Below are 7681 nucleotides of genomic sequence, written 5' to 3'. Positions count from 1 at the left end.
AAATGAAGGCCTGCCTGACGGCAGGCCGTTACCGGCCCGCACACAAAAAATCTGACACTCTCTCCATCAGTCCCTGATAACGACCGGCGGCATTGTTTGCCAGCTGTACAAGCTTCTCCTGGCTGGCCACTTGCTTCGCCAATGTCACCAACTCTTGTCGTAAACTTTCGAGCTTGCTTTTCAGGCTTTGGCGCTCTTCAGCCTGAAGCCGCTTTTGTTTCTTCAACTCCTCACCCAGAGATCGATGTCGTTGTGCGAGCTGATCGCTCACCTCTGCCTGTATCGGTCCCAAATTCCCCGCAAAACGCTCACTGGAAAGGCGAAAGAGTTGAACTCCCTGTTTGACTAATTGCCCTTCATCTACAAAACGTTCGAGCACCACACCGTATTGTGGAGAGTAAATTTTCAGCTGCCCCGAGGATGGAACCAACTGACCCGGCACCGTACTGCGTTTGGTATAGCTGCCGCAGACGAAAAACGTGACCACCAAAGCGGCGAACAGTACTGCAATTAGCGTCAATACAGTGAATGAAACGGGCCTGACCAACACGATGTCACCGAGCCAGTTAGCCTGTCGCGAGGCCAGCGCTTCAAGTCGAAACAGCGGAGTCTTTGGTGTCACGAATCTTTCCTTCCTAGACTTTGACCAGATTATTACTGGGCACTACGCTTCCCGCCGGCCCCGAAAAATGCCAGCTCAAATATTCATTGTTCGCCGCGAACGGCAAACAAAGTTACGCGGGGTAAACTCCATCACTTACCCATGCGAATCGTCCATATCAGTTTTACATCAAAGCAATTCCCGGGATGGTGCGCCTGCTCCTGGAGTTTCGCGTTGCAATACCCCCTTTCTGAGCGACTGTGCGCCGAGCGAAACTTTAGAGTTACAGTAGGATAGCGTGATGTAACGCACCTATTAGCTGATGGCCGGACCAATAAAAAATTGACCACCAACCTGGGAATCCGTAATCACACCGCCATGGCTCATATAATGCTCAACATCTCATTTAACAAGTCATGTCGAATTTTCAATTTCAGCTGCCTGGCTTAATTAGGCTCTCTCAGAGGTTTGTCCTTTCACTTTCGCACAGTGCTGTGCCCTTGGTAACCCCTACAGATGTAGGGTCGCATTTGGCTAGTCTTTAGAGCTAACGTAATTACCTGCAATCGCCACTATGGTTGTTTTTGATAGGTGATGGCGCTTTATGATGGATAGCGATACACATGGGGGACAGTCAACAAGGTAAAGACTTGGTCGTTCATCGGGCTCGGAACAGAAGTGATCAATTATGACGAAAAGGATGCAGCTGTCTGATTTACAGGAATGTTTTGTAAATTTTGAAACCGAAAAACTGGAAGGATGCAGCGTTGTTTACTTTAACGAAACACTGGCCGATGGCAAATCTTCGGAAACTATTCTTAACGCTTACAGTTATGTTGTAAGGTCTAACTCAATGCCCTCCTGCGGCCAATCCTCAGTCAAAACATTTATGGCCGAGCGCTATGGTGGCGACGGCATACTCAGTAATGGCGGCGGAGGACGCTGCGGTTTCGATGGCGTATGGCAACTCAAAGGGCTGGGACCCAATCAATTGGTTGGCAAAGATGTCGATGCAGGTCATGGCGATGGCAATTTATCCCTAGACACAGCTATTTATGAGTCTATCTGGTCCGAAATAATAAATGCCACACTTCCCTACGGTGCCATTCGAACCGTTGCCGTCTTGGACGCTGGACGCACGTATGAAGAGCGGGGGGTTGCAACTCCCCGCGGACTATTGGTTCGCCAACCCGTCGTGCGCCCAGCTCATTTTATTAGGGCTACTTATTTCGAAGAAAAGCAGCTAAACAGGCTAAGTAAGGATGCCCATAGGGTTAAAACAGCAATAGCGAAATTTGTTGACTTCTTGCCAATTGTAGGCGTTGCGTCAACAGCTAGCAGTATGAGCGAACGCTTGGAATTTGGACTTCTTGAACTTGCTGCGAGATTTGCAGAGCAGTTTGCTGCGGCCAAGGCGAAGCACATTATTCATTACAATGTGAGCGCATCGAATCTCTCACTCGATGGGGCTTGGCTGGACTTGAGTGGCACCCGTTTGTTCACCCATCTTATTGAAGACTATCGAGATGACATTGACAGATTCAATACTGAATACTCTCCCGCAGTCGAAAGCTTACAGAGCCTATGTTATTACTTGAGTAAATACTCTGTAATTACCGTTGAAGAATCTACACATATTCTAGAAACAACAATCAATCATTTTACCCAGATATACGACAAGCAGTTGAACCTGTATCAGGTAGCACAGGTAGGATTCCCTCTATGGATACTACGAGTGCTAGTGGGCAGCGCGGAGCTTATAAACTTTTCCGGTAGTCTGCGTAAGTTTTTGGCGCTCGATGATTTTACGGTCAATGAAATTACCCTAGAGGGAGGCTGGATCGGTTATGAGCGCTGGACTGCGCGGCTGTTCAATGAGTTACTGTCAAGCAGGGTTAATGCTTCGGACGCAAATTTATCATGGCTAAGGACGGACGCCACAGCGAACAGCCAATTGCTATCCAGTTATAATAAATTGCTTGACCTAGCCTCTCAGGTCGCCAATGAACAACATATTAATCTGCAAAATTTCTATCGCTGCATGTTAATAAATATGACTCGACTCAATCGCAGTCATAGTCTGCTGCACAATATTAAAGGACGAATAGAACGTATCAGAATCAGCGTACAAACAGATAAAAAGACAGCCTACAAAACACTTTCAGAAGAGGCTTCGCTTACTGCAAAGTTAAACCTTGGCAACGAACAGGGGCGATGTGTTCCGTTCTGGTTGAGCAGCGCACTATCCATCTGGTTTGATCCAACATCAGGCATATTTACGTTGCAAGCGGTTGTTAGCCGCTCACTGTCGATCGATGCCCTTGTTGAGCTCAGTGAACATCAGGTGGATGTAAACACGGCACTGGGCTTTTACCGTGGAGCCTGGAGTAATTTAAATGAAAAAACAATTTAACCTTTTTACAGATATCTAGACGCTACTCTCGAGGAGAGGGCAGCATCACTGCGTTATGGCAACATGATCATGTTCACTTCTTCAACAATACTTTATCTATAGAGTTATTTTGGAAACGCCATTAATTAAACTTGTAAGCCCACTATTCTAGATTGCGAATTTTGCCTCGACAACTAGGGCGATATTTCTTTAAATAAAACTATTGACTTTGAATTTCCCCAAAGGGTCAAGCTGCATTTATGGTTCCTTTCTTCGTTGGTGTTGTACTTCTGTATACAAAGTCGTTTCTCCTTGAATAGCAGGCTGACCTGCGAAAACGACAACTGCCATACTCTATGGGAATGCGCGCATGATTGGATATAGAAACAGACAAGGCCATACCTTTTTGCCATGTTACGTTGGAGTTGATTGATGAAAAAAATTTCTGAGCTTTATACTAGCTTCCGAGTTGACCGCTCACCGAACAGGGCAAAACTTATTGGTTTTGCTTGCCTGATCATTTTCATGTGCAGGCATTACTCTCTTTTTCAGATTATGACCATGCGACTCTGGATAGTCCCCGCTATAGATCACAAACAGATTTTATTTTTTTTCGATAACACCGACACACCTATTGGTTATGTGACTTGGGCTCACTTAGCTCCAGACAGCGAACTGCGTCTACTACAAGACCCTAGCTTCTTACTTCACACGTCCGAATGGAATGAAGGGGGTAAAACATGGATTGTTGACTTTTGTTTTCCTTTAGGCGGCACAGCTGGTGCGATTAAACACCTGAAAAAACATTTTCGAGAACATGGGATCGATAAAGTTTTTTGGGGCCGTCGAAACAGAGATCACTCAGTCAGAAGAATCGGAAGCTACTCCATTGCCATGGAGAAGTATGGCGCGTCATGAAATTTGGCGCATGAATATAAGTTATTTGTAATGTAAGGGTGCTGCAACGAACGAAACAGTCATCGGTTAGGGGATTGTGCTACTCAAGCGCACTGCGAGCACAGTATCTATTGGTGTTGAAAAATTAAGATTTTTGCAATAGCTGAAAAAATTCAAACGCTGCACAAGTAAAAAGCTGACTATTACCAACCCTTAAAAAGGAAAATTTTGTCATGAGAAAGTTATCCAATATTGAAATATCGCAAATTTCAGGCGCGGACGGCTCAGGTACCACTTTTGCAGGAAACGTAGGAGCTACTTTGGGCGCTGCCGCGGGCGCTGCTATAGGGGGTAGAGTGGGGATGAGCACGCCGGGCGCCGCAATTGGGAGTGGGGTGGGGGCTCTGGCAGGAGAAACAGTTTATAACTCTGGAAAAAATGCAGTCAACTCTTGGAATCCAAGTGCCTTTCAGGGATCTTCTTTTTTTCCTCAAGCGCCCTTTGGTGGTGGTGGTGGTGGTAAGTAACTAAACCAGAACTCTGCTGGACGTACGTTGGCTGAGGTGCGAGTACGTCCAGTAGACTTAAAATTATAAGAGGGCTTGGCAGTGAGATTGAATTCATGATTAAGGACGCTTTGAAAAGATTCAAGATAAGAGACCAATTATCAGCAGATTTCTTGAAGCTTCTTTCATTTGCTGAAAAAACTGTATTGGCTTTCATGTTGATAGTTTTAGTTTTTGTTTTTATGGAAAAAATCGGTCTAACAGACGCATTTTTGGTTGGGGGTGTTATAGGTGGAACTATAGGTTTTATAGCCATAACCGCAAAAAAGATGTATCACAATGAAGCATTTTCTGAGCTAAGGATCTATGCTGACATAAAACAAGACATGCTGAGGAGCGCAATACTCGCCATTGACTACTCAGAAAAAAAAGATGGAGTGTACTATCCAAAAAAAAGAATTTTTAGTATTTTTTACTATTGCAAGTCTGAAGTAATCACACACAAGGCTCAAAATGGAATCCACATATTTACGGGACCGCACAATAGACTATTAAAACTTTCAAATATCATATTGCGAGGGAACCTAACTGAGCACTACATATAAGAAACGCTTCACAACTCTCTGCGAGAAATTTTCATGACCGGTTGACAAGCGATGATAGGCCATGTACTTGAGCGTACTTGAGCGCCTACCACAAGCTATCAAAGCATTTTTATTTATCCCATCCACCGTTATTACAGCGCAAATATGCGCAAAACACATACCTATTTGCCTTTAAAACTCAGACACTTAGGAGCGCCTCCCTTGGTAGAGTCATTTAATATTATAGAATCTTTTAATATTTTTGGCTGGACGATGATCATTTTAACTTGGACCAAGTTCATTCTATTTTCTCTAAAAAAAATCAATGGCTTTGAGATCCCACAAAATGTCAATGCAGTTTTTTTGTCCCATTCGTCATTTGCACAGCACTAATATGCGCAAAAATTATACCTATCTTTTAAATATCTAAATTCAAAAATTAACGCGACCCTGGAAGCGAAGAGGGGAGCAGGCTCGCTCCCACAGGAGTCGAGGTTGATCACACTATCTGTGGCTTACACACACCCAATGTGGACACAAGCGGGCTTGCTCGCGAAAGCGGTCTGACAAACACCACCATCATCAGCTACTAAACGCATATTCAGCCGCAACCCTGCCCCGCTGTTCTCAGCCCAAAGCCGCCCGCCCTGCCGCTGCACCGCATTCCTCGCAATGCTCAACCCCAATCCGAATCCACCATCCCCCGGCCGCGAACCATCGAGCCGGATGAAGGGCGAAAAGATCCGTTCAAGATCCTCGTCAGCCACCCCACCACCCTCGTCTTCCAGCCACAGGTGCCAGAAGTCGCCATCGCGCCGACCACCGAGCGTCACAACACCGCCTTCGGGTGAATGACGAATGGCATTGCGCAGTATGTTTTCCAGTGCCTGGGCCAGCGTATTGAGATGCCCTCGCACCCAGCAGGATGCATCCACTGCACAGTGCAACTGACTCGCCGGCCAGCCACTTTCATAGCAGGCATTTTCCGTGAGCATTTCCCACAAGGCCTGGACCTGGATCGCTTCATCGGGTAATGGCGTGCGCTCGGTGTCGAGCCAGGCGAGTTGCAGGGCGTCCTCGACCAGACGCTGCATGCCGTCGACTTCCCGGCCAATGCGTTCGCGAAGTTGCCCCAGGTTCTGCTCGCTTTCGCTGGCCACCTGCAGCCGGCTAAGCGGCGTGCGCAATTCATGGGACAGGTCGCGCAGCAGTTGTTGTTGCAGGGCCACCGTACTTTGCAGGCGCTCGGCCATGTGATCGAAGGCCCTACCCAGTTCACCCAATTCATCCGAGCGGTTGGTGGTGCGACTCGATAAACGCACAGTCAGTTGGTCGGCGCGCCAGGCGTTGGCTTGTTCGCGCAGGCTGTTCAATGGCACGACCAACAATTGGTACAACCCCACGCATAGCAGCAGGGTGAACAGACCGGGAATAACCCCATTGGTGATCACCCGCCAAAACACTCGGTAACGTCCGGGCATGAAACGCTGAGGCAGCTCGATCACCAGGCTGCCGACAGACGGGTCGTTGGGAAATGGGATTTTCAGCCATGGCAGGCCCTGATTACGCCGACTCACTGGCCAATCCAGACCGCGCAAAAAGGTCAGGCGCTGGATTTCCTGGTTGGCCAGCGGATGATTACCCAGGGATTGCAAGTCACCGCCGATGACACCGACCCAAGTCGACTCGCGCTGGCCGACACGCTGCAACCAGGCATCAATGCCTGCACTCTGCTGTTCGTTCCACGCCCGCTCCGCCTCGGCGGCGTAGCGCGTCAGGGTGCCCCGGGCCTCGTCGGACAGGAAGAGGTTTCTCTTTTCCATGTAGCGGCCCCAGGACCAGCTCAACCAGATCATCAGCAGACAGAACGCCACCAACAAGCAAGCCAGTTTCCAGAACAATGAATGCCTGCCCGGCACGTCAGACCATTTAATCGGCCGCACTCAATACATACCCCTTGCCCCAGACCGTACGCACTTCGCGCTCGGTGTAACCGATGGCCTTGAGCTTGCGGCGAATCTGGCTGATGTGCATGTCGAGGCTGCGGTCATGGGGCGCATAACCGCGCTGCAATACCTGCTGATAAAGGAACGCCTTGCTCAGTATTTCGTCACCGTTGCGATTCAATGTATCCAGCAACCGATATTCGCTGCGAGTCAGGCCGGCCGCGTGTTTGCCAAAAAACACCTCGCACAGCTCATCGTCGAAACGCAGGCTGTCCATCGCTGGGGCAAGCGGTGCCAGTGCCGGCCGCCGGTCGAGCGCCACCCGCCGCAGGATCGCTTCGATGCGCACCCGCAGCTCGGCCATGCTGAACGGTTTGGGCAGGTAATCGTCGGCGCCGAGGCGAAAGCCACTGATGCGATCTGCCTCGGCGCCCAACGCCGACATCAGCACCACCGGCGTGGAATGGCTCTGACGCAGTTGGGTCAGCACCGCCAGGCCATCCAGCCCCGGCAGCAGAATATCCATCAACACCACATCGAAGGCTTGCTGGCGCGCAATGGCCAACCCTTCCTGGCCGTTCTGGCACCAGGTCACCTGAAAACCGCAGCGCCCCAGATGCTCATGGACATAAGCACCGAGCACCAGATCGTCTTCGATGGAGAGGATGCGGGGATGGCCAACAGAGATGGGAGTCATGAGTATCTGCAAATAATTCTCAGTTGCTGATTATTCAAGATTGACTCGCCAGGGGCAA

The 7681-nt window shown here is 49.0% G+C and carries 7 protein-coding genes; 4 read left to right on the top strand and 3 right to left on the bottom strand.

Translation table 11 applies throughout. The features are described from left to right. Positions 1 to 28 precede the first annotated feature (28 nt). Positions 29 to 622, bottom strand: a complete 594-nt coding sequence (locus IC37_RS27320) for a hypothetical protein (protein WP_051414847.1) — start codon at positions 620 to 622, stop codon at positions 29 to 31. A gap of 679 nt (positions 623 to 1301) precedes the next feature. On the opposite strand from IC37_RS27320, the gene IC37_RS27315 reads away from it, so the two are divergent. The 4 genes from IC37_RS27315 (at position 1302) to IC37_RS27300 (ending at position 5001) form a co-directional block, all read left to right on the top strand. Next, positions 1302 to 3014, top strand: a complete 1713-nt coding sequence (locus IC37_RS27315; RefSeq protein WP_143519257.1) for a hypothetical protein — start codon at positions 1302 to 1304, stop codon at positions 3012 to 3014. 411 nt (positions 3015 to 3425) lie between these two features. After that, complete coding sequence (locus tag IC37_RS27310; RefSeq protein ID WP_051414849.1) at positions 3426 to 3911, top strand: toxin-activating lysine-acyltransferase; 486 nt, start codon at positions 3426 to 3428, stop codon at positions 3909 to 3911. 212 nt (positions 3912 to 4123) lie between these two features. Further along, positions 4124 to 4417, top strand: a complete 294-nt coding sequence (locus IC37_RS27305) for a glycine zipper domain-containing protein (RefSeq protein ID WP_081729371.1) — start codon at positions 4124 to 4126, stop codon at positions 4415 to 4417. A 95-nt stretch (positions 4418 to 4512) separates the two neighbouring features. Beyond that, a complete protein-coding gene (locus IC37_RS27300; RefSeq protein ID WP_030131088.1) occupies positions 4513 to 5001 on the top strand; it encodes a hypothetical protein in 489 nt (162 codons plus the stop codon). 494 nt (positions 5002 to 5495) lie between these two features. Here IC37_RS27300 and IC37_RS27295 read toward each other — a convergent pair whose 3' ends face one another. Continuing rightward, complete coding sequence (locus IC37_RS27295) at positions 5496 to 6914, bottom strand: sensor histidine kinase (protein WP_030131089.1); 1419 nt, start codon at positions 6912 to 6914, stop codon at positions 5496 to 5498. Beyond that, positions 6910 to 7623 (bottom strand): response regulator transcription factor, encoded by a 714-nt coding sequence (locus tag IC37_RS27290; RefSeq protein WP_030131090.1) that lies wholly within the window; start codon positions 7621 to 7623, stop codon positions 6910 to 6912. Before IC37_RS27290 ends, IC37_RS27295 begins: the two co-directional genes overlap by 5 nt. Between the last annotated feature and the right edge of the window lie 58 nt (positions 7624 to 7681).

It is taken from the genome of Pseudomonas sp. QTF5, from assembly GCF_000512695.2.
Lineage (GTDB): Bacteria > Pseudomonadota > Gammaproteobacteria > Pseudomonadales > Pseudomonadaceae > Aquipseudomonas.
This window is presented reverse-complemented; position numbering and strand designations above follow the sequence as displayed.

Bases quoted from the DNA above. Each gene is read 5' to 3' on its own strand.
- IC37_RS27300 (WP_030131088.1), top strand. From the start codon at position 4,513: ATGATTAAGGACGCTTTGAAAAGATTCAAGATAAGAGACCAATTATCA.
- IC37_RS27310 (WP_051414849.1), top strand. From the start codon at position 3,426: ATGAAAAAAATTTCTGAGCTTTATACTAGCTTCCGAGTTGACCGCTCA.
- IC37_RS27315 (WP_143519257.1), top strand. From the start codon at position 1,302: ATGCAGCTGTCTGATTTACAGGAATGTTTTGTAAATTTTGAAACCGAA.
- IC37_RS27305 (WP_081729371.1), top strand. From the start codon at position 4,124: ATGAGAAAGTTATCCAATATTGAAATATCGCAAATTTCAGGCGCGGAC.
- IC37_RS27290 (WP_030131090.1), bottom strand. From the start codon at position 7,623: ATGACTCCCATCTCTGTTGGCCATCCCCGCATCCTCTCCATCGAAGAC.